Here is a 20,888-nt window from a genome sequence, read left to right as displayed (position 1 = left end):
CGCGCGTAGGATTTTGCAGGCGTGGGATTGCCCCGCGAGGGTTTTTCTAGTCGGTAAAACTGTCCCCAGAGTCAGCCTGCAGCCCTTCAAACTCCTGACATTCCGCTTACCTCAACCCCCCTTGCTCTGGTAAAATGCGCCGCCTCAAACGTCGGCAGGCAGCACCGTGGCATTTACCTGGGTTGATTGGGCGATCATCGCGATCGTCGCCATTTCATCACTGATCAGTCTCAAGCGCGGCTTCGTCAAGGAAGCCTTGTCCCTGCTCATCTGGATAGTCGCCGGCGCGGTGGCCTGGATGTTCGGCGGGTCGCTTTCACAGTACCTGGAAAGCTATATCCAGACCCCTTCCGCGCGGGTCATTGCCGGCTGCGCCATACTGTTCGTCGCCACCTTGCTGGTGGGGGCGATGCTCAACTTCCTTATCGGCGAGCTGATTCGCGTGACCGGGCTGTCCGGCACCGACCGCTTTCTCGGCATGGCCTTCGGCGCCGCGCGCGGGGCCCTGCTGGTGGTGGTGGCCGTCGGGCTGCTGAGCCTGGGGCCGGTACAGCAGGATCCGTGGTGGCAGGAATCACGCCTGATACCACAATTTCTATTGGTAGCCGACTGGTCGAAAAACCTCATACTGGGGTTCACCGGCCAGTGGATGTCCAGTGGGGTCAGCGCACCCGTTGACCTTCCGTTCAAGGAACAGCTGCTCGGACCTACCCGGCCCTGAGCGCTTTTCACTCAAGTTTCATCAAAGTAGGGGTTGCGTCGCATGTGTGGCATCGTCGGTATCGTCGGTAAGTCGAACGTCAATCAGGCGCTGTATGACGCGCTAACCGTGCTCCAGCACCGCGGCCAGGACGCTGCCGGTATCGTGACCAGCCACGACGGCCGGTTGTTCCTGCGCAAGGATAACGGCCTGGTGCGCGACGTCTTCCAGCAGCGCCACATGCAGCGCCTGGTGGGCAGCATCGGCATCGGCCATGTGCGTTACCCGACCGCCGGCAGCTCGACCTCGGCCGAGGCCCAGCCGTTCTACGTCAACTCGCCATACGGCATCACCCTGGCGCATAACGGCAACCTGACCAACGTCGAGCAGTTGGCCAAGGAGATCTACGAGTCCGACCTGCGCCATGTCAACACCAACTCTGACTCCGAAGTGCTGCTGAACGTGTTCGCCCATGAGCTGGCGGTACGGGGCAAGCTGCAGCCGACCGAGGAAGACGTGTTCGCTGCGGTTTCCCACGTGCACAGCCGCTGCGTCGGCGGCTACGCGGTGGTGGCGATGATCACCGGCTACGGCATCGTCGGCTTCCGCGACCCCAACGGTATCCGCCCGGTGGTGTTCGGCCAGCGTCACACCGACGAAGGCGTCGAGTACATGATCGCCTCGGAAAGCGTGGCCCTGGACGTGCTCGGCTTCACCCTGATCCGCGACCTGGCGCCGGGCGAGGCGGTCTACATCACCGAAGAAGGCCAGCTGTTCACCAAGCAGTGCGCGCAAAGCCCGAAACTGCAGCCGTGCATCTTCGAGCACGTTTACCTGGCGCGCCCGGACTCGATCATCGACGGCGTCTCGGTATACAAGGCGCGCCTGCGCATGGGCGAGAAGCTGGCCGAGAAGATCCAGCGCGAGCGCCCGGACCACGACATCGACGTGGTCATCCCGATCCCCGACACCAGCCGCACCGCCGCCCTTGAACTGGCCAACCACCTGGGCGTGAAGTTCCGCGAAGGCTTCGTCAAGAACCGCTACATCGGCCGGACCTTCATCATGCCCGGCCAGGCCGCGCGCAAGAAATCGGTACGCCAGAAGCTCAACGCCATCGAACTGGAGTTCCGTGGCAAGAACGTGATGCTGGTGGACGACTCGATCGTGCGCGGCACCACCTGCAAGCAGATCATCCAGATGGCTCGCGAAGCCGGCGCGAAGAACGTCTACTTCTGCTCCGCGGCCCCTGCGGTACGCTACCCCAACGTCTACGGCATCGACATGCCGAGTGCACACGAACTGATCGCCCACAACCGCACCACCGAACAGGTGGCCGAGTTGATCGGCGCCGACTGGCTGGTCTACCAGGACCTGCCGGACCTCATCGACTCGGTCGGTGGCGGCAAGATCAAGATCGAAAACTTCGATTGCGCGGTGTTCAACGGTGAGTACGTCACCGGCGATATCGACGAAGCCTACCTCGAGCGTATCGAGCAGGCTCGCAACGACCTGGCCAAGGTGAAGAACCAGGCCGTCAGCGCGATCATCGACCTGTACAACAACTGATTTGGGAGCGACGGCATGACCGATCAATGGGATGCCGGTCGACTGGACAGTGACCTCGAGGGTGTCGGCTTCGACACCCTGGCGGTGCGCGCCGGTCAGAACCGTACACCGGAGGCCGAGCACAGCGAAGCGCTGTTCCTGACCTCCAGCTATGTCTTCCGCACGGCCGCCGACGCCGCCGCGCGTTTTGCCGGCGAAACGCCGGGCAACGTCTACTCGCGCTATACCAACCCCACCGTGCGCGCCTTCGAAGAGCGCCTGGCAGCCATGGAAGGTGCCGAGCAGGCCGTGGCGACCTCCACCGGCATGGCGGCGATCCTCGCCGTGGTCATGTCGCTGTGCAGCGCCGGTGACCATGTGCTGGTGTCGCAGAGCGTGTTCGGCTCGACCATCAGCCTGTTCGAAAAATACTTCAAGCGCTTCGGCGTGCAGGTGGACTACGTGCCGCTGGTCGACCTGGGCGGTTGGGAAAAGGCCATCAAGGCCAATACCAAGCTGTTGATTGTCGAGTCGCCGTCCAATCCGCTGGCCGAGCTGGTGGATATCAGCGCCCTGGCCGAAATCGCCCATGCCCGTGGCGCGCTGCTGGTGGTGGACAACTGCTTCAGCACCCCGGCCTTGCAGCAACCGCTCAAACTCGGTGCCGACATCGTGTTCCACTCGGCGACCAAGTTCATCGACGGCCAGGGCCGTTGCATGGGGGGCGTGGTGGCCGGGCGCAGCGAGCAGATGAAGGAAGTGGTGGGCTTCCTGCGCACCGCCGGCCCGACCCTCAGCCCGTTCAACGCCTGGGTCTTCACCAAGGGCCTGGAGACCCTCAAGCTGCGCATGCGCGCCCACTGCGAGAGCGCCCAGGCGCTGGCCGAGTGGCTCGAGCAGCAGGACGGGATCGAGAAGGTCCACTACGCCGGCCTGCCGAGCCACCCGCAGCATGCACTGGCCAAGCGTCAGATGAGCGGTTTCGGCGCGGTGGTCAGCTTCGAGGTCAAGGGCGGCAAGGAAGGCGCCTGGCGTTTCATCGACGCCACCCGGGTGATTTCGATCACCACCAACCTGGGCGACAGCAAGACCACCATCGCCCATCCGGCGACCACCTCCCACGGCCGCCTGACGCCGCAGGAGCGTGAAGCGGCGGGTATCCGTGACAGCCTGGTGCGCGTGGCGGTCGGCCTCGAAGACGTGGCCGACCTGCAGGCGGACCTGGCGCGCGGCCTGGCGGCGCTGTGATCGACTGGAAGGGTGGCGAGCCGGACCATAACGGTCGGGTGGCCCTGGTGACCGGCGCCGCGCGCGGCATCGGCCTGGGCATCGCCGCCTGGCTGGTCTGCGAAGGCTGGCAGGTGGTCCTCAGCGACCTCGACCGCCAGCGTGGGCCCACGGTGGCCAAGGCGCTGGGTGACAATGCCTCGTTCATCAGCATGGACGTGGCCGACGAGGCCCAGGTCAGTGCCGGGGTGTCCGAAGTGCTGGGCCGCTTTGGCCGGTTGGATGCCCTGGTGTGCAACGCGGCGATCGCCAACCCGCACAACCAGACCCTCGAGAGTCTGTCGCTGGCACAGTGGAACCGTGTGCTGGCGGTCAACCTCAATGGCCCGATGTTGCTGGCCAAGCATTGTGCCCCTTACCTGCGTGCCCATGGCGGGGCGATCGTCAACCTGACGTCCACCCGCGCCCGGCAGTCGGAACCGGACACCGAGGCCTATGCGGCGAGCAAGGGTGGCCTGGTGGCCCTGACCCACGCCCTGGCCATGAGCCTGGGGCCGGAGATTCGCGTCAACGCTGTCAGTCCTGGCTGGATCGATACTCGTGATCCGTCGCAGCGTCGTGCCGAACCGCTGACCGAAGCCGATCATGCCCAGCATCCGGCGGGCAGGGTAGGGACGGTGGAGGATGTCGCGGCACTGGTGGCGTGGCTGCTGTCGCGCCAGGCGGGGTTCGTCACCGGCCAGGAGTTCGTCGTCGATGGCGGCATGACCCGCAAGATGATCTACGCCTGAGTGGCAAGTTCCAAGCTTCAAGCTGCAAGAGGGGACCGTGACGTCCCCTTTGTCTTTATCTGGGTCGAGTACGGTAGTGAGGGCGGCGAGAGCTTTTTCTTGTCGCTTGCCGCTTCAAGCTTGCGGCTGTTTTTCCCCTTTTTGAAAAAAACTTCAATGGGGGTATTGACTTAGCATCGGTACCTGCGTAAATTTCGCGGCCTCAGCGAAGCAAACGCAACAAGCAACATCGCGGGGGTGATTAGCTCAGCCGGGAGAGCATCTGCCTTACAAGCAGAGGGTCGGCGGTTCGATCCCGTCATCACCCACCACTTCCTGAGGCGTTCCTGGTTCAGCGGTTTCGAACGAAGCCCGCTGGCAGAGAGGAACAGGACGCAAGTCCAGCACTGCGCGGCGGTAGTTCAGTCGGTTAGAATACCGGCCTGTCACGCCGGGGGTCGCGGGTTCGAGTCCCGTCCGCCGCGCCATTTTATTCCAGATGGGTGCTTGCACCGGTCTGAGGCCGCAAGGCCAGATCCCAGTTTCAATCAGGCGCAAGCCTGAACGATACGCAGCGGTAGTTCAGTCGGTTAGAATACCGGCCTGTCACGCCGGGGGTCGCGGGTTCGAGTCCCGTCCGCTGCGCCATCTTCTGCCACGAGTTCCTTGAACAGCTTGTGGCAAACCAGGAAAGGCGATTACAAGTCGCCTTTTTTGTTGCCTGGCTTTCGCGCACCTGCGCTTGAAAGCTCAGATCCCAGTTTCAATCGGGTGCAAGCCCGAACGATACGCAGCGGTAGTTCAGTCGGTTAGAATACCGGCCTGTCACGCCGGGGGTCGCGGGTTCGAGTCCCGTCCGCTGCGCCATCTTCGCCTCGAGGCCCTTGAACACCTCGAAGCTACAAAAAAAGCGACCTCAGGGTCGCTTTTTTTGTGCCTGGCATTTGCCACGCCGACTGTTCACAGGCGGAAGTTACCGACCAAACCTTGCAGTTCATCACCCAGGCGCTTGAGCCCGGTCGACGCCGTTTCTATTTCCCGGGTGGCATCGAGCGAGTGCTCGGCCACATCCCGCACATTGTCTACATTGCCGCGAATGGTCTCGACCACGGCGTTCTGCTGCTCGGTGCTGGCGGCAATCTGCTGGTTCATGCCCTGGATATCATCGACGCTACGGGTGATGACCTGTAGCGCCGCGCCGGCCTGGTTGGCCAGTTGCACGGTGTCGCCGGCCACGTGGCGGCTGCCATGCATCCGTTCGACGGCGCGACGGGCGCCAGCCTGCAAGGTGGCGACCAGGGTCTCGATCTCGGCGGTGGAGCGCTGGGTGCGCTGGGCCAGGCCACGTACCTCGTCGGCGACCACCGCGAAGCCGCGCCCGGCCTCACCGGCGCGCGCGGCTTCGATGGCGGCATTGAGCGCCAGCAGGTTGGTCTGCTCGGCCACCGAATGGATCACGGTCATGATGCTGCCGATCTGTTCGGTGGCGGCCGACAGTTGCTGCACGGCTTCGGTGCTGTCGTCGATGTCCTCGGCCAATTGGATGACCTGGCGTTGGGTGTCGATCACCACCTGCCGGCTCAACGCGGCCTGGTCGCTGGCCTCGCGAGTGGCCGCGCTGGCCAGTGAGCTGTTCTGGGCGACTTCCTGCACCGCGCAGGCCATCTGGCTCATGGCGGTCGCCACCTGATGGGTTTCGCCACGCTGGCTGATGGCGCCATGGCTGGTGCGCTCGATCACGCTGGCCAGTGCCGTGGAAGCCCCGACCAGCCGTGCGCTGACCTGGCCGATGCCTTGCAGGATGCCACGCAGGTTGGCGCTGCTGCGCTCCAGTGCGCGCAGCAGCAGGCCGAACTCGTCCTGGCGAGCGGGCAGGCTGGTGGCGCGCAAGTCGCCCTCGCCGATGCGACGCGCCATGTCGAGGGCTTGCAGCAAGGGGGTGCAGATCTGCCGGATGAGCAACCAGGCCACCAAACATGCCAGCAGCAGCGTCAGGCAGAACAGGCTGAGCATCAGGGCGCGGCGCTGGCTGAACTCATGGGCGCTGACCGCGTTCTGCTCGGTGATCAGGGTGTTGATCTGCCCTATCGCCAGCAGCACCTGCTCCAGTTGCTGCCTGCCGGCCGCCCCGGCCAGTCGTTCGGTGCCCCCCTGCAGGCGTCGGTCAAGGTTTTGCAGGTATTCGCGCATCAGGGTACGGGTAGCGCCCAGGGCGGCCTGGGCCTGCGGGTAAGGCATTTTCGCCAGGTTTTCATCGATCAGCTTGTCCATCTGCCGGTAGGCCTGGCGCAAGGTGGCGAGGTCGGCAGGGGCGTGGTCAAGGGCGTAGGCCAGCTGGGCGGCGCGGATATCGTTTAGGTTATCGAGAATGTAGTTCACCGATACCAGGCGTTCGGCGCGGTGGGTCAGGCTGCCCAGGCTGAGGGTGGCAGTGAGGGCGAGCAAGGCGACCAGGACCACCATCGGGGTGAGGCTCAGGAGTAGTTTCAGGCGTACCGAGAGATTTTTCACCGCGAGTTCCTTGAACGTTCATACGTGGGGGCGCACGAGTCTAACGGTGGAATATCAGTTGTTCAGTTAGGCTGTTTTTGGTAGGTCAGTAGGAAGGATCTCCCGTGGATGTAGTCCCATTCTTGAGCTAAACAGCGAGTGCTTTACATGAACCTTTCGCCGTCGAGGTTTCGGTGGCTCATGGATGTGTTGCACAATAGGCACCCTTCGATTTACCCGGAATCCACGATGTCCAGATCTACCGTCTACGGTGCGCTCGGGCTGGCCCTAGTGCTGGCGGGCGTGGCCGGTTGCTCGTCGAAAAAGACCGCCGTGTACGAACACGAGAACTTCGACGACTCAGGGACCTTTTCGCGCACCTTCGCGGCCAGCGAGGCCGGCAGTTGCGAGGCGGCGCGTCGTGCCTTGCTCAGCCAGGGCTATATCATTACCAGTAGCGATGCCAATCAGGTCGCCGGCAACAAGAGCTTTCAGCAGAACGCGGAAAACCACCTGCAGATCAGTTTCAACATCACCTGTGTGCCGGACATGGGCGACAAGCAACGCTCGACGATGTTCGCCAATGCCCTGCAGGACCGTTACGCGCTGAAGAAGTCCAACACCTCCGCCAGCCTGGGGGTGGGCGTGCTGGGTTCGGTGTCGATGCCGATCGGCTCCACCGACGACTCGATGGTCAAGGTCGCCAGCGAGACGGTCACCGCCACGCAGTTCTATGACCGTTATTTTGCCTTGGTGGAAAGCTACCTGCCCAAGCCCAGGCAGCCGGAGAAAACCGAGGCTGTCGCACCGAAGGTGGACAAGCCGGCAGCCGACCTGGGCCTGCCGGAGCCTGCCCCCAGTGCCCTGGCGCCCGAGCAGCCGGCCGCGGTGCCGGCCAGCGAGGCGCCTGCCGCTGCGCTGGTGGATGACAGCAAGGGTTCGCAACCCATCGCCCCGCCCATCGAGGCGGCCCCGATTCAGGTGCAGCAGGAAGCGCCCGAGCCCGCCGCGCAGTAGCGCCTGTGCCCGGTTCGCCAGGCCGAAACCGTTGTAGGAGCCGGCTTGCCGGCGAACACCGGCGCAGCCGGTGCCATCCTCCGCGTCGCTTGGTTCGCCAGCAAGCTGGCTTCTACGGGCCGGGCAACTAGGGTAGCCGCTGGCGGCGGAACGCCCCCGGGGTCAGCCCGGTCCAGCGCTTGAACGCGCGCTGGAAGGCCTCGGCCGAAGCAAACCCCAACAGATAGGCAATTTCGCCAAAGGCCAGCGCCGTGTCGCGAATGTAGGTCTCGGCCAGATCGCGGCGCGTGTCGTTGAGCAGGTCGCGAAACCCGGTGCCTTCCTCGGCCAGCTTGCGGCGCAGGGTCCAGGGCGGCATTTGCAGGTGCCGCGCCACTTCCTCCAGGTCCGGCTCACGCCCGCCGTTGAGCAAAGGCCCCAGCAGGTGGGTGATACGCTCGCCCAGGCTGCGGATACGGGTGCGTTGGGTCAGTTCCGTCTCGCACAGTTGCAGCAGGTGCTGCCAGGTACTCGGGCAATGCTGCGGGTTGGCCAGGGCCAGGGTGGCCCTGCCCAGGCGCAACTGGTTGGCGGTGGCGCCGAACTGCACCGGGCCGGCGCACAGGCCCTGGTACTGCGCGGCATAGGGGGGAGGCTCGAATTCGATCTCCAGGCGCTCGGCCTGCACGGCCTGGCCCGCCAGGCTGGAGAGCTGTGTCAGCCAGCCGCTGAGCAAGGAGTCGACCACGAAGCGGTTGTAGTGGTTGTAGGGGCTGATGGAATAGAACCGCAGCCAGGCGCCCTGGTGGTCTTCGATGAACTGCGATTGCCCGCGGTAATTGCCGGCGTAAAGGGGCTCGAAGCGCAGCAAGGTGCGGGCGGCATCGCCCAGGGTCGGCGCCTGGGCCGCGGTCACCCCGGCCAACCCGGCCTGGGCCAGGCGGCTCAGGCGGCCGATATGCAGGCCCAGTGCCGGCTCGCCGCACAGGGCGATGGCCGCATGGCCCAGGTGCATGTAGCGCGGGATCGACAAGCGCGCGCCGGCCTCGGCCAGGCGTGGCGCATCCAGGCCGTAGCGCAGCAGCAGGGGGTGTGGATCATGGCCCAGCGCCTGCAAGGCGTCGGCCAGCGGCTGGATGAAGCCTACCGACAGGTCACCCAGGCGTACGCGGGGGCGGGGCATGGCCCTACAACCACAGGTTGAGCAGGCGGGCGCCCTGGCTGGCGTTGCCAACCCACAACGTGCCGGCCTGGCTGGCGAAGCCCTGGCCATCGCTGCCCAGCTCCCAGAACTGGCCGCGCATGAACACGCTCATGCTGGTGATGCCGGCGGCACCAGACTGGGTCAACTGCTGCCAGGCGCTCTGTTCGCTGACCTGGCCACGTTGTAGCGCCAGGCCGTTGCTTTGCGCCTGATGGCGATTGCCGCGCCAGGGGGTTTGCCAACTGTGCTTGCCGCTGAGGAACGCCGGGTTGGCGATCAGCTCCACCGATTGCCTGGCCAACTGTTGGTAATTGTCCGGATACCAGCTATCGCTGCCAACCAGCACGCCCAGGCGCCCGGCCGGGGTCTGCAGCACCTGCAAGGGGTGCGCGCGCCCGTCGTGGATGTAGCGGCGGTTCTCGCTGTCGGGGTATTGCTGGTGCTGCGGCTGGCCCAGCAGCGAGCCGTCGCCAGCGAACACCAGGCTGCTGTTGAACAGCGGGCCATTGCCGGCGCGCAACACGCCGTCCTGCACATAGGGGGCCGGCAGGACGATCGAGCCGGCCACCAGGGTGACGCCGAATTCACGGGCCAGGTTGCCGAACAGTTGCTGGTAGTCGGCGGCCATCTGCGCGGCCTTCATGCGCAAGTGCGCGTCCGAGCGCCGATCGTCGCCGCTGGCGCTGAGCATTGCCAGGCCATAGCGCAACGGGTTGCTCAGCTCCAGCCATTGCCAGGCCTCGCGGCGCTGGGTCACCTGGTACAACTCGCGTTTTTCGCCGCGGGCCCACAGCCAGGTGCCGATATGCTCCGGTAGCACCACCACGGTGCGTGGGTTGATCAGCCCCTGGTCGCGGGCCTGTTGCAGGTAGGCCGAGAGCTTGCGGTGCAGGCGGGTGAGGTTCTGGTAGTCGACCGGGTAGAGCAGCGGCTCGACGCCCAGCAGGTTGCCGTGCTCGCCCGGCACGCCCTGGTTGAGCGCCAGTTCGATGCGCAGGTCGGACAGGTAATGGCCTTCTGGTCGTTGCAGGGTCCAGAAGCCGTAGCCGCACAGGGCGGTGATGAGGACCAGCGCGAAGGCACCGGTTAGCAGTTTTCGCATGGCGTGGATTTTCGCAGGCATGAAATGGCCATGGGCAGCATCAAGGGGGCGCGCAATTCGATTCAGTGGTAACAAGCGGCTGCCCGGATCATATCAAAGCTGCCGCTTGCAGAGGCGGCGGATTTCACCTCCCACTTCAGCGCCTGCGGGCAAGGCCGCCACGCTGGGCGGCCTCGGTCTTGGTGGTGTCAGTTCTGCGCGGTTTTCTGCGCCGCGTCGAGCTTCACCGTTTCCTCGAGGGTGAAACGTCCCAGGGGGTTCTGCAGGAAGTGCTGGATGTTGCTGCGCGAAATGTTGATGTACGGGCTGTAGTAGAGGTCGATCCAGTGCACGTCCTGCTTGGCCAGCTGCTGGAGGTCCTGGTACATCTGCTTGCGCTTGCCAGCGTCGGTTTCCACCCGGGCCGCCGCCACCAGGTCCTTGACCTTGTCGTTGTGATAGCGGGTCATGTAGTTCATGTTGGTGTCGTGGCCGAGCACGAAGGTGGTCTTCTGGTCCGGGTCGAGCACGTCGTTGGTCCAGTACATCACCGACAGGTCGTAGTCGCCGTCGACCAGCATCTGCCAGCTTTGGGTCGGATCGACCTTCTGCAGGTTGGCGGTGATGCCGACATCGGCCAGCTGCTTTTGCACCAGCACGGCGATCTGCTCGTCGGCCTCGTTGCCGGCGTTGACCACATAGTTGATCTTCAGCCCCTCGGCGCCGGCTTTTTTCAGCAGCGCGCGGGCCTTGGCCGGATCGAACGCGCGCTGTGGGTTGTCGGCGTTGTGGTAGAGCGCGCCCTTGGGAATGTACGAGTAGGCGACTTCGCCATGGCCGAAGGTGACGGTGTCGACCAGCGCTTTCTTGTCGATCGCCAGGTCGATGGCCTCGCGTACCTCGGCCTTGCCCAGCAAGCCTTTCTCATGGTTGATGAGCAGGTGGTCCTCACGGGTCGACGGGTCGATGTGGATGGTCAGGTTCGGGTCTTTCTGCAAGGCGTCGACTCGGGAGAAAGGCACGAAGATCGCCGAGTCCAGCTCGCCGGCCTGGACCTTGAGCATGCGTGTGTTGTCGTCGGGGATCGAGATCCATTCCACGCCATCCAGGCTGACCTTGTCGGCCTGCCAGAAATAGGGGTTCTTCTCCAGGATCACCCGGTCGCCGCGCAACCACTCCTTGACCTTGAAGGCGCCGGACGTTACTGGCTCCTGGGCGTAGGCGTCCTCGCCGATGGCGTCCATGGCTTTTTTCGACAGGATCGAGACGTTGGCGGTGGCCAGTTGCGCGAGGAACGGCACCGACTTGTTCTTCAGGGTCACCACCAGGGTGCGCTCGTCCGGCGCCTCGGCCTTGTCGATGATCTTGTAGGAGTCGGCCCACAGCGAGCCCGGGTTGTCGCGAATGCGCAGCAAGGAGAAGGCCGCATCGCCGGCGGTCAGCGGCGAGCCGTCGGAGAACTTGGCTTCGCGCACCTTGAAGGTGTAGGTCAGGCCGTCGTCGGAGATCTTCCAGCTTTCGGCCAGGCCCGGCAGCAGTTGGGTGCCGCTGTTGTCCACGCGGATCAGTACGTCGTAGACATTGGCGAAGACCCAGCTGTCGCGGTTCTGCGCGCTCTTGATCGGGTCGAAGGTGGTGCTCTCCTCGCGACAGCCGATGGTCAGCACGCCGGCTGCCTGGGTCATGCCACTGGCCAGGGTGCTGGCGGCCAGCACGGCGGCGGTGAGTAATTTCAATGCTGCGGGCTTCATGCTCAATCTCCGTTTGATGGTCATGATTGGGTGTCAGTACGGCAATTGCGGGTGGATGCAGGCATGGCGCCGGGCACCCTGCGTGTGGCTGGGGGGCGCGCTGTCGCGACACTGTGGCAGCGCATGCGGGCAGCGAGGGTGGAACGCGCAGCCCGCGGGCACCTGCAACGGGCTCGGTGGCTCGCCGGCCAACGGCTGCGCGGGCAGGCCGCGGGCCGGGTCGATGTCGGCAATGGCCTGGACCAGCGCGGCGGTGTAAGGGTGGCGCGGGTTGTCGAATACCTCGCGCACCGGGCCTTCCTCGACGATCTGGCCCAGGTACATCACCGCCACCCTATCGCACAGCTGGCGCACCACGCCCAGGTCGTGGGTGATGAACAGCAGCGCCAGGCCCATGCGCTCGCGCAGTTCCAGCAACAGGTTGATGATCTGTCCCTGGATCGACACGTCCAGGGCGGCGACGCATTCGTCGGCGACGATCAGCCTGGGTTCGATGGCCAGGGCCCGGGCGATGCCGACCCGCTGGCATTGGCCGCCGCTCAGCGCGCCGGGCTTGCGCTCGGCCAGTTCGGCGCGCAGGCCGACCAGCTCGAGCAGTTCGACAACCCGTGTGGGGATCTGTGCGGCTGGCACCTTGCGCTGCACCTGCAGCACCTCGGCGAGGATCTGGCCAACGCGCTGACGCGGATTGAGCGCGGTGTAGGGGTCCTGGAAGATCATCGCGGCTTCGCGGCGCAGACGCGCGACCGCCTGTTTGTCACCCTGGCCGATATCGAGGCCGTCGAACAGCACCTGCCCGCCAGTGGCGGGCGTCAGTTGCAGGACGGCCCTGGCCAGGGTGCTCTTGCCGCAGCCCGATTCGCCCACCAGGCCGAGCGTCTGGCCGGCTGCCAGGGTCAGAGAGGCGCCGTTGACCGCGTTCAGTTGGCGCGGGCGCAGGTTGAACAGGCCGCTGCCGGCGACGGAAAACTGCACCTGCAGGTGCTTGACCTGCAACAGCGGGGTCATGCCGAACCTCCGCCGAGCAATGGCAGATGACAGGCCAGGCGCTGGCCTGCGCCGATGTCGCGCAGGGCCGGTGGTTGTTCGCGACAGACCGGCTTGGCCTGGTTGCAGCGCGGCTCGAAGCGACAGCCAGGAGGCGGGGCGTCGAGCAGGGGCGGTTGCCCGGCAATGCTGTTCATTCGTCGTGCCTGCCCCTGGGCGGCTGGGTGACAGGCCAGCAGCCCGGCACTGTAGGGATGGCGCGGCTGCGCCAGCAGCGCATGCTTGCTGGCGTGTTCGCAGAGGCGCCCGGCATACATCACGGCGACGCTGTCGCAGGTTTGCGCGACCACGCCCAGGTCGTGGCTGATGAGGACCATCGACAGCCCCCGGCGGTCGCGCAGATCCAACAGCAGGCGCAGAATCTGCGCCTGCACGGTGACGTCCAGGGCCGTGGTCGGCTCGTCGGCGATCAGCACCTGCGGGTTGCAGCCCAGCGCCACGGCGATCATCGCCCGCTGGCGCATGCCGCCGGAGAACTCGTGGGGGTAGTTGTCGACCCGGGTTTGCGGATCGGGGATGCCTACCTGGCGCAGGATTTCGATGGCCTCTGCCCGGGCCTCGCGGCGCGAGGCGCCCTGGTGCAGGCGCACGCCCTCGGCGATCTGCGCGCCGATGCGCATCAGCGGGTCCAGGTGGCTGCTGGGGTTCTGGAAGATCATCCCCAGGCCGTGTCCGCGCATACGGCGCATGCCGGCTTCGTCCAGGCTCAGCAGGTCCTGCCCCGCCAGGCGCACAGCCTCGCCTTCGGCGCGCAGGTTGGCAGACGGCAGCAGGCGCATCAGCGCCCGGCAGGCCAGGGTCTTGCCCGAGCCGCTTTCGCCGACCAGGCCGAGGATTTCGCCTGGGCCCAGGTCGAACGACAGCCGATCGACCAGGGTGATATCGCCATGGGCGGCCCGGGCTATCACGCTCAACCCGCGCACCTGCAGCAGTGCGGTGCTCATGAGCGGTCTCCCAGGCGGTCGGCGACGCCATCGGCGAGCAGGCTAAAGCCCATGGCCAGGGTCACCACGGCCAGGCCTGGGAAGGTGCAGATCCACCAGGCGCTGGTGATGAAGCTCTGCCCCTCGGCGACCATGGTGCCCCATTCCGGGGTCGGCGGTTGCACGCCCAGGCCCAGGTAGCTGACGGCGGCGCCGTTGAGCAGGACCAGCACGGCGTCCGACATGCAGAACACCACCGAGCCGAACAGGGCATTGGGCAGCAGGTGGCCGAACAGGATGCGCCGGTGGCCAAACCCCAGGCTGCGGGCCGCCAGGGCGAAGTCGCTGTGCTTGAGCACCAGGATCTGCGAGCGGATCAAGCGCGCGTAGGACACCCAGCCGACCAGGGCCATGGCGATATAGAAACTACCCAGGCCGGGGCCGAGGATGGCCATGATCGCCAGCATCAGCACCAGGAACGGGAACGCCAGGACGATATCCACCAGGCGCATGCAGGCGTTGTCCAGCCAGCCGCCGAGGTAGCCGGCCAGTGCGCCGAGGGTGGTGCCGAGCAGGAACGGGAAGATTACCCCGACCAGGGCCATTTGCAGGTCGATGCGTGCGCCCCAGATCACCCGCGAGAGTATGTCGCGGCCAAAATTGTCGGTGCCGAAGGGGTGTGCCAGGCTGGGGGCGGCCAGGCGCAGCTCGGCGTTCTGCAGCAGCGGGTCGAACGGCGCCACCCAGGGCGCGCACAAGGCCAGCAGGCACCAGCCGAGGACGATGATGAGGCCGCCATACAGGGTCAGGTGGCCCTGGCCCAGGGGGATGCGCAGGCGCCAGGGCCGGTCCAGCGCCAGGGGAGGGTTGAGGCTCATCGGATGTTCACTCGCGGATCGAGGGTGGCGGTCGCCACATCGGCGATGAAGTTCACCGCCACCGTGGCGCAGGCCAGCACCATGGCCACGCCCTGGACCACCATGTAGTCGCGGGTGAAGATCCCGCGGACCAGCAGCTGGCCGATGCCGGGCAGGGAAAACAGGCTTTCGATCACCACGCTGCCGCTGATCAACCAGCCGATGTTGACCGCCAGCAGGTTGATGGTCGGTACCATGGCGTTGGGCAGCACGTGGCGGCGTAGCAGCGCCCCTTCGCCCAGGCCGCGGGCGCGAGCGGCGGTGACGTGGTCGGCCTGCAGCTCGAGGAGGATGCTGGCGCGCAGGTTGCGCACCAGCACCGCCGACAGCGCCAGGGCGATGGTCAGGCACGGCAGCACCAGGTGGTGCAGCTTGTCGGGCCAGGTGCGGCCATAGCCGGACACCGGGAACAGGCCCCAGTGCACGCTGAACAGCAAAATCAGCATCAGGCCCAGCCAGAACGCCGGTAGGCCCAGGCCGGCGGTGGTGAACAGGCGGATCAGGTGGTCGGCCCAACCGCCCTTGTGGCGGGCGGCGAGCACCGCCAGCGGCACGGCGATGAGCAGCGCCAGCAGCACGCTGCCCAGCACCAGCATCAGGGTTGGTTCGATGCGGCTGGCGATCAAGGGCAGGGCGTCGATCTTGTACAGCAGCGACTTGCCGAGGTCGCCGTTGAGCAGGTTTTTCAGGAAGTACAGGTATTGCAGCCACAGCGGCTCGTCCAGGCCGAACTGGGCGCGGATCTTGAGGATCGCGTCCGGCGTGCTACGCGCGCCAAGCAGCACCCGTGCCGGATCGCCCGGGATCGAGCGGACCAGCACGAAGGTGATCAGGCTGATGCCGAACAGCACCGGCAGCAGTTGCAATGGGCGGATCAGGACGAAGCGATAGCGTGCCAGGTTCATCGCTCAACCCCGGTTGCGTTGCAGGAAATCCAGCAACACCGGGAAGTAGGCCTGGGGTTCCTCGTAGAAGGGCATGTGGCTGCTGTTGGGGAACACGTGCAGTTCGGCCCGGTCGTGCAGCGCTCGTTTCATGCGCATGGCGCAAGCCGGGGTCAGCTCATCGTGCTGGCCGGTGGTGATCAGCACTGGCATGTTGAACGCGCGCATCTGTTCGAGGCGGTTCCAGTCCTTGAGGTTGCCGATGTAGAGGAACTCGTTGGGGCCTTGCATGGCGGTGTAGGGCGCCATGTTCCAGTCGTCCAGCGAGCGCTTGACCGGCGCCGGCCATTCGTCCAGCCGGCACACGTGGCGGTAGTTGAGCAGGGTAATGGCCGCCTGGTACTGCGGGTGATCGAGGGTGCCCAGGGCCTCGTGGCGCTGCATCATCGCCACGGTTTCGCTGCCCAGCGCGCCGCGCAGGCGTTCCAGTTCGGTGATCAGGTGCGGGATGTCGCCGACGGTGTTTTCCAATATCAGGCTTTTCAACGCCTGCGGATGATGGATGGCGTACTCGATGGCCAGCCAGCCGCCCCAGGAATGCCCCAGCATGTGCACCCGCCCCAGGTCCAGGGCCTGGCGCACCTGCTCGACTTCGGCCACGTAGCGGGTGATGTCCCACAGGCGCTCGTCGTCGGGGCGGTCGGAAGCGCCAGTGCCCAACTGGTCGAAGGCGACTACGCGGATGCCCTGGTCCTTGAGCCAGGCATGGGCGTCGCGCAGGTAATCGCAGGGTAGCCCCGGCCCGCCGTTGAGGCACAGCAGAACCTCGTCCCCCGCGCCAAAGCTGTACACCACGAGATTGTGGCCATCGACCGATACGTTGAACTGCTGGTCAGGTTGCATCTCACGCCACATCGCTACTCTCCTGTTGGCAATGGTTTACAGCTATACCTAGCGCAGGAGAATGCTCTGCCTACAAGCTAGTGGTTCCTATAGGTTTTGTCTGGCAGTCCCACGCCGAGCCGTGGCATTCTACGTGGCGGATTTCAAGATGGAAATCCAAAGGGTATACACAGGGAGTGCAAGGAATGCAGGCCAAGCTGGCTGACCTCAATACCCGTCTGGCCTCGGACAGCAGCCTGGACGAACAGATGGACAGCGTCGCCGCCGCCGCGGCGCAACTGGGCTTCGATGCCCTGGTGTACGACTACAGCCCGGTGCCGCTGGATCACGTCGGCGAGCTGATCACACCCAGCGTGGTGCGTTTGCGGCAGACCCCGAAGGACTGGCAGGACCTGTGGTGCACCGAGGGCTTCTACCAGATCGACCCGGTGCAGCAGTTGGCCGTTTCCTCGGTCGCGCCGTTCAGCTGGTCGTACCTGCCCAAGGGCGAGACCGTCCTGCAGCGCATGATCGACCAGCGCCATGCCCCGGTGGTCGGCTACCTGCTCGATGCGCACCTGGCCTGTGGCGTGACCGTGCCGATCCACTTGCCCCGCGGCGGCCTGGCGACCCTCACCGGGCTGCGCCCCCAGGCCAGTCCGGCGGACCTGGAGGCGGCCCGGCACAGCCTCGCCGATTTCAGCTTGATCGCCCATGCCCTGCAGGAGGCCGCCTACCCCTTGCTCGACAAGGAGGCCGCCAGCCGCGTCATCCGCCTGACCCGGCGCGAGGTCGAGTGCCTGCGCTGGGCCGCCGAGGGCCTGACTGCCGGGGAAATCGCCGAAAAGCTCTGCCGCTCGCTGGCCACGGTGTCGCTGCACCTGACCTCGGCGATGCACAAGCTGGGGGCGAAGAACCGCGTCCAGGCGGTGGCCCGAGCGGTGCACTATCGCTTGCTCGACCGTTGATCGGCGCAACCGAAAACCTAGAGAACTCTCTAGTTATGCGTCGCCGCGTCGAGCGCTAAGGTGGGCGCCATGATTCGTATGGAGCCCGATGAAATGGAACTCATCAAATCGCATGAAGGGTTCGCCCCGTTCGGCGAGTACCAGACTTGGTACCGCGTCACCGGCGACCTGGCCTGTGGTCGCACCCCTCTGGTCATCCTGCACGGCGGTCCGGGCTGCACCTACGATTATGTCGACGCCTACAAGGACGTCGCGGCGGGTGGCTATCCGGTCATCCACTACGACCAACTGGGCAATGGCCGCTCGACCCACTTGCCGCGCAAGCCGGCCACGTTCTGGACCGTGAAGCTGTTCCTGGAAGAGCTCGACAACCTGCTCGAGCACCTGGGCATCGCAGAGCGCTATGCGCTGCTGGGTCAGTCCTGGGGCGGCATGCTGGCCAGCGAGCACGCGGTACGGCGGCCGCAGGGGCTGCGTTGCCTGGTGATCGCCAACTCACCGGCCGACATGCGCACCTGGGTCCAGGAGGCCAACCGCCTGCGCGAGGCGCTGCCCAAGGACGTCCAGGACACCTTGCTGCGCCACGAGGCGGTCGCGGACTACACCGCGGCGGACTACATCGCCGCCACCCGGGTGTTCTACGACCGCCATGTGTGCCGGCTGCAGCCCTGGCCCGACGAAGTGGCGCGGACCTTCGCCCAGGTGGAGGCAGACCCGACCGTGTACCACGCCATGACCGGGCCCAACGAGTTTCATATCATCGGCAGTACCAAGGACTGGACCATCGTCGATCGTCTGCCGCAGATCAACGTGCCGAGCCTACTGATCTCTGGTCGTTACGACGAAGCCACGCCGCTGGTGGTCAAGCCGTACCTGGATCTGATCCCGGGCATCCGCTGGGCACTGTTCGAGAATTCCAGCCACATGCCCCATGTGGAGGAGCGGGTGGCGTGCATGGGCACGGTGGTCAAGTTCCTCGACGAGAATCTCTGACGTTCGCGGCGTTCAATGATTTCCCTCTTGCAGGCCTGCTCGGTTCCTATCCGGCAGGCCTGAATTTTTTCTGGCACAGGTTGGGTCGCGGTTGCTGGCGAAGCAGGCCACGCGCGCCCCTGGTGAGTCTGTTCATAATGATCATCAACTTGTAACTTTCGATCATTGAGCGTGTTCAAACGCCTGTTTAATGTCAGCTTCAGACAAACGACGGGCCCCGCCGCACAGGAAGAGGCGCCCGCATTCCGTGATCACGCCACCTGTGGAGCCCCTCCATGGCAAATGCCCCATACCCGCACCTGCTGGCCCCTCTCGACCTGGGTTTCACCACCTTGCGCAACCGCACCCTGATGGGCTCGATGCACACCGGGCTGGAGGAGCGTCCCGGCGGCTTCGAACGCATGGCGGCGTACTTCGCCGAGCGCGCCCGGGGGGGTGTCGGCCTGATGGTCACCGGCGGCATCGCGCCGAACGACGAGGGCGGGGTGTATTCGGGCGCTGCGAAGTTGAGCACCGAGGAGGAAGCCGACAAGCACCGCATCGTCACCGAGGCGGTGCATGCAGCCGGCGGCAAGATCTGCCTGCAGATCCTCCATGCCGGGCGCTACGCGTACAGCCCCCGGCAGGTGGCGCCGAGTGCCATCCAGGCGCCGATCAACCCGTTCAAGCCCAAGGAACTGGACGAAGAAGGCATCGAGAAGCAGATCCGCGACTTCGTCACCTGCGCCAGCCTGGCCCAGCGTGCTGGCTACGACGGTGTCGAGATCATGGGGTCCGAAGGCTACTTCATCAACCAGTTCCTGGCCGCCCACACCAACCAGCGCACCGACCGCTGGGGCGGCAGCTACGAGAACCGCATGCGCCTGGCGGTGGAGATCGTGCGCCGGGTACGCGAGGCGGTGGGCCGCGAGTTCATCATTATCTTCCGCCTGTCGATGCTTGACTTGGTCGAGGGTGGCAGCACCTGGGACGAGATCGTGCTGTTGGCCAAGGCCATCGAACAGGCTGGGGCGACGTTGATCAACACCGGTATTGGCTGGCACGAGGCGCGTATCCCGACCATCGCCACCAAGGTGCCGCGCGCGGCGTTCAGCAAGGTCACCGCCAAGCTGCGCGGCGCCGTGCAGATTCCGCTGATCACCACCAACCGCATCAACACCCCGGAGGTGGCCGAAGCGGTGCTGGCCGAGGGTGATGCCGACATGGTCTCCATGGCCCGGCCATTCCTCGCCGACCCGGACTTCGTCAACAAGGCTGCTGCGGGGCGTGGCGACGAGATCAATACCTGTATCGGCTGCAACCAGGCCTGCCTGGACCACACCTTCGGTGGCAAGCTGACCAGTTGCCTGGTCAATCCGCGCGCGTGCCATGAGACCGAGCTCAATTACCTGCCGGTGCGGAACGTCAAGCGCATTGCCGTGGTTGGCGCCGGCCCCGCAGGCCTGGCGGCGGCCACCGTGGCCGCCGAGCGTGGGCATGAGGTGACGTTGTTCGACGCCGCTGGCGAGATCGGTGGACAGTTCAATGTGGCCAAGCGCGTGCCGGGCAAGGAGGAGTTCTACGAGACCCTGCGTTACTTCCGTAACAAGGTGAAGTCCACGGGGGTCGAACTGCGCCTGAATACCCGTGTCGACGTAGCCGCACTGGTGGCCGGCAAGTTTGATGAGGTCATCCTGGCCACTGGCATCGCCCCACGCACGCCGGCGATTCCCGGTATCGACAACGCCAAGGTGCTCAGCTACCTGGACGTGTTGCTCGAGCGCAAGCCAGTAGGTGAGCGGGTGGCGGTGATCGGTGCGGGGGGCATTGGTTTCGACGTATCCGAGTACCTGGTGCACAAGGGCGTGGCCACCAGCCAGGACCGTGAGGCGTTCTGGAAGGAGTGGGGAATTGATAGCCATCTTGAGGCCCGGGGCGGCGTGGCTGGCATCAAGGCTGAGCCGCATGCGCCGGCGCGCCAGGTGTACCTGCTGCAGCGCAAGAAGAGCAAGGTGGGTGATGGCCTGGGCAAGACGACTGGCTGGATCCACCGCACGGGGTTGAAGAACAAGCAAGTGCAGATGCTCAACAGCGTCGAGTACCTGGGTGTGGACGATGCTGGCCTGCATGTGCGTATCGGCGAGGGTGAGCCGCAGTTGCTGGCGGTGGACAACATCGTCGTCTGCGCGGGGCAGGAGCCACTGCGCGAGCTGCATGAGGGCCTGGTGGTGGCCGGGCAGTCGGTGCACCTGATTGGCGGCGCGGATGTGGCCGCTGAGCTGGATGCCAAGCGGGCGATCAACCAAGGGTCGCGGTTGGCTGCTGAGCTGTAATGGTCTGACCGACTTGGTTTGACAAGCTGGTTTCTACAGTGTTTGCGTATTATTCGTTACCCCTGTAGGAGCCGGCTTGCCGGCGAGTGGTTGTTCAGATAAAACTTGCTCTAAAGCTAAACTCCCTCCGGTTTTTCTTCGCTCTTCGCTCTTCGCTCTTCGCTGTTGCTATTGCTTCTAAGCGCGCGATAGTTT

General features: G+C 65.3%; 16 protein-coding genes, 4 tRNA genes and 2 pseudogenes. 12 read left to right on the top strand and 10 right to left on the bottom strand.

Annotated features, from left to right (window positions below):
- Positions 1-166: 166 nt before the first annotated feature.
- The 8 genes from E3U47_RS19440 (at position 167) to E3U47_RS19405 (ending at position 5,112) form a co-directional block, all read left to right on the top strand.
- Positions 167-721, top strand: a complete 555-nt coding sequence (locus E3U47_RS19440) for a CvpA family protein (protein WP_134693284.1) — start codon at positions 167-169, stop codon at positions 719-721.
- A 42-nt stretch (positions 722-763) separates the two neighbouring features.
- A complete protein-coding gene (gene purF / locus E3U47_RS19435; protein WP_134693283.1) occupies positions 764-2,269 on the top strand; it encodes an amidophosphoribosyltransferase in 1,506 nt (501 codons plus the stop codon).
- 15 nt (positions 2,270-2,284) lie between these two features.
- Positions 2,285-3,496 (top strand): O-succinylhomoserine sulfhydrylase, encoded by a 1,212-nt coding sequence (locus E3U47_RS19430; protein ID WP_134693282.1) that lies wholly within the window; start codon positions 2,285-2,287, stop codon positions 3,494-3,496.
- On the top strand, positions 3,493-4,266 hold the full coding sequence (locus E3U47_RS19425) for an SDR family oxidoreductase (protein WP_134693281.1): 774 nt from the start codon (positions 3,493-3,495) through the stop codon (positions 4,264-4,266). Before E3U47_RS19430 ends, E3U47_RS19425 begins: the two co-directional genes overlap by 4 nt.
- Positions 4,267-4,501: 235 nt before the next feature.
- A tRNA-Val gene (locus E3U47_RS19420) sits at positions 4,502-4,577 on the top strand.
- A 79-nt stretch (positions 4,578-4,656) separates the two neighbouring features.
- Positions 4,657-4,733 (top strand) — tRNA-Asp (locus tag E3U47_RS19415).
- Positions 4,734-4,816: 83 nt separating this feature from the next.
- Positions 4,817-4,893 (top strand) — tRNA-Asp (locus E3U47_RS19410).
- A 142-nt stretch (positions 4,894-5,035) separates the two neighbouring features.
- Positions 5,036-5,112: transfer RNA gene (locus tag E3U47_RS19405), tRNA-Asp, on the top strand.
- Positions 5,113-5,205: 93 nt separating this feature from the next.
- Here the strand turns inward: E3U47_RS19405 and E3U47_RS25540 are convergent.
- Together E3U47_RS25540 and E3U47_RS25535 are read right to left on the bottom strand one after the other, a co-directional pair.
- Positions 5,206-5,793: pseudogene (locus E3U47_RS25540) on the bottom strand (methyl-accepting chemotaxis protein); the annotation flags it as partial.
- Between the two features lie 270 nt (positions 5,794-6,063).
- Positions 6,064-6,708: pseudogene (locus tag E3U47_RS25535) on the bottom strand (methyl-accepting chemotaxis protein); the annotation flags it as partial.
- 276 nt (positions 6,709-6,984) lie between these two features.
- On the opposite strand from E3U47_RS25535, the gene E3U47_RS19395 reads away from it, so the two are divergent.
- A complete protein-coding gene (locus E3U47_RS19395; protein ID WP_134693279.1) occupies positions 6,985-7,752 on the top strand; it encodes a DUF2242 domain-containing protein in 768 nt (255 codons plus the stop codon).
- A 127-nt stretch (positions 7,753-7,879) separates the two neighbouring features.
- Here the strand turns inward: E3U47_RS19395 and E3U47_RS19385 are convergent, their stop codons facing one another.
- The 8 genes from E3U47_RS19385 to E3U47_RS19350 form a co-directional block, all read right to left on the bottom strand.
- The gene (locus E3U47_RS19385; protein WP_134693278.1) at positions 7,880-8,914 is read right to left on the bottom strand and encodes an AraC family transcriptional regulator; all 1,035 of its coding nucleotides are present in this window, start codon (positions 8,912-8,914) and stop codon (positions 7,880-7,882) included.
- Between the two features lie 4 nt (positions 8,915-8,918).
- Positions 8,919-10,037: a nitrilase-related carbon-nitrogen hydrolase gene (locus E3U47_RS19380; protein WP_134693277.1), complete on the bottom strand. Its 1,119-nt coding sequence runs from the start codon at positions 10,035-10,037 to the stop codon at positions 8,919-8,921.
- Between the two features lie 188 nt (positions 10,038-10,225).
- Positions 10,226-11,767, bottom strand: a complete 1,542-nt coding sequence (locus tag E3U47_RS19375) for an ABC transporter substrate-binding protein (RefSeq protein WP_134693276.1) — start codon at positions 11,765-11,767, stop codon at positions 10,226-10,228.
- A 33-nt stretch (positions 11,768-11,800) separates the two neighbouring features.
- Positions 11,801-12,775, bottom strand: coding sequence for an ABC transporter ATP-binding protein (locus tag E3U47_RS19370; RefSeq protein ID WP_134693275.1), 975 nt, complete (start codon positions 12,773-12,775; stop codon positions 11,801-11,803).
- The gene (locus tag E3U47_RS19365) at positions 12,772-13,758 is read right to left on the bottom strand and encodes an ABC transporter ATP-binding protein (RefSeq protein WP_134693274.1); all 987 of its coding nucleotides are present in this window, start codon (positions 13,756-13,758) and stop codon (positions 12,772-12,774) included. Before E3U47_RS19365 ends, E3U47_RS19370 begins: the two co-directional genes overlap by 4 nt.
- Entirely contained in the window at positions 13,755-14,615 is an 861-nt protein-coding gene (locus tag E3U47_RS19360) for an ABC transporter permease (RefSeq protein ID WP_134693273.1), read from the bottom strand. Before E3U47_RS19360 ends, E3U47_RS19365 begins: the two co-directional genes overlap by 4 nt.
- Positions 14,612-15,559, bottom strand: coding sequence for an ABC transporter permease (locus tag E3U47_RS19355; protein ID WP_134693272.1), 948 nt, complete (start codon positions 15,557-15,559; stop codon positions 14,612-14,614). The genes E3U47_RS19360 and E3U47_RS19355 overlap by 4 nt, the downstream gene beginning before the upstream one ends.
- A 3-nt stretch (positions 15,560-15,562) precedes the next feature.
- Entirely contained in the window at positions 15,563-16,453 is an 891-nt protein-coding gene (locus E3U47_RS19350) for a proline iminopeptidase-family hydrolase (RefSeq protein ID WP_134693271.1), read from the bottom strand.
- A 173-nt stretch (positions 16,454-16,626) separates the two neighbouring features.
- Here E3U47_RS19350 and E3U47_RS19345 point away from each other — a divergent pair, with 173 nt between their 5' ends.
- From E3U47_RS19345 to E3U47_RS19335, 3 genes are all read left to right on the top strand, one after another.
- Entirely contained in the window at positions 16,627-17,388 is a 762-nt protein-coding gene (locus tag E3U47_RS19345) for a LuxR family transcriptional regulator (protein ID WP_134693270.1), read from the top strand.
- Positions 17,389-17,481: 93 nt separating this feature from the next.
- On the top strand, positions 17,482-18,381 hold the full coding sequence (locus E3U47_RS19340; protein WP_134693269.1) for a proline iminopeptidase-family hydrolase: 900 nt from the start codon (positions 17,482-17,484) through the stop codon (positions 18,379-18,381).
- A 275-nt stretch (positions 18,382-18,656) separates the two neighbouring features.
- A complete protein-coding gene (locus E3U47_RS19335) occupies positions 18,657-20,693 on the top strand; it encodes an NADPH-dependent 2,4-dienoyl-CoA reductase (protein ID WP_134693268.1) in 2,037 nt (678 codons plus the stop codon).
- The last annotated feature ends 195 nt before the right edge of the window (positions 20,694-20,888 follow it).

This window comes from Pseudomonas sp. RIT623, from assembly GCF_004519305.1.
Taxonomy (GTDB): Bacteria; Pseudomonadota; Gammaproteobacteria; order Pseudomonadales; family Pseudomonadaceae; genus Aquipseudomonas.
The sequence above is the reverse complement of the archived record's forward strand: the minus strand, read 5'-3'. Positions and strand labels throughout refer to the sequence as shown.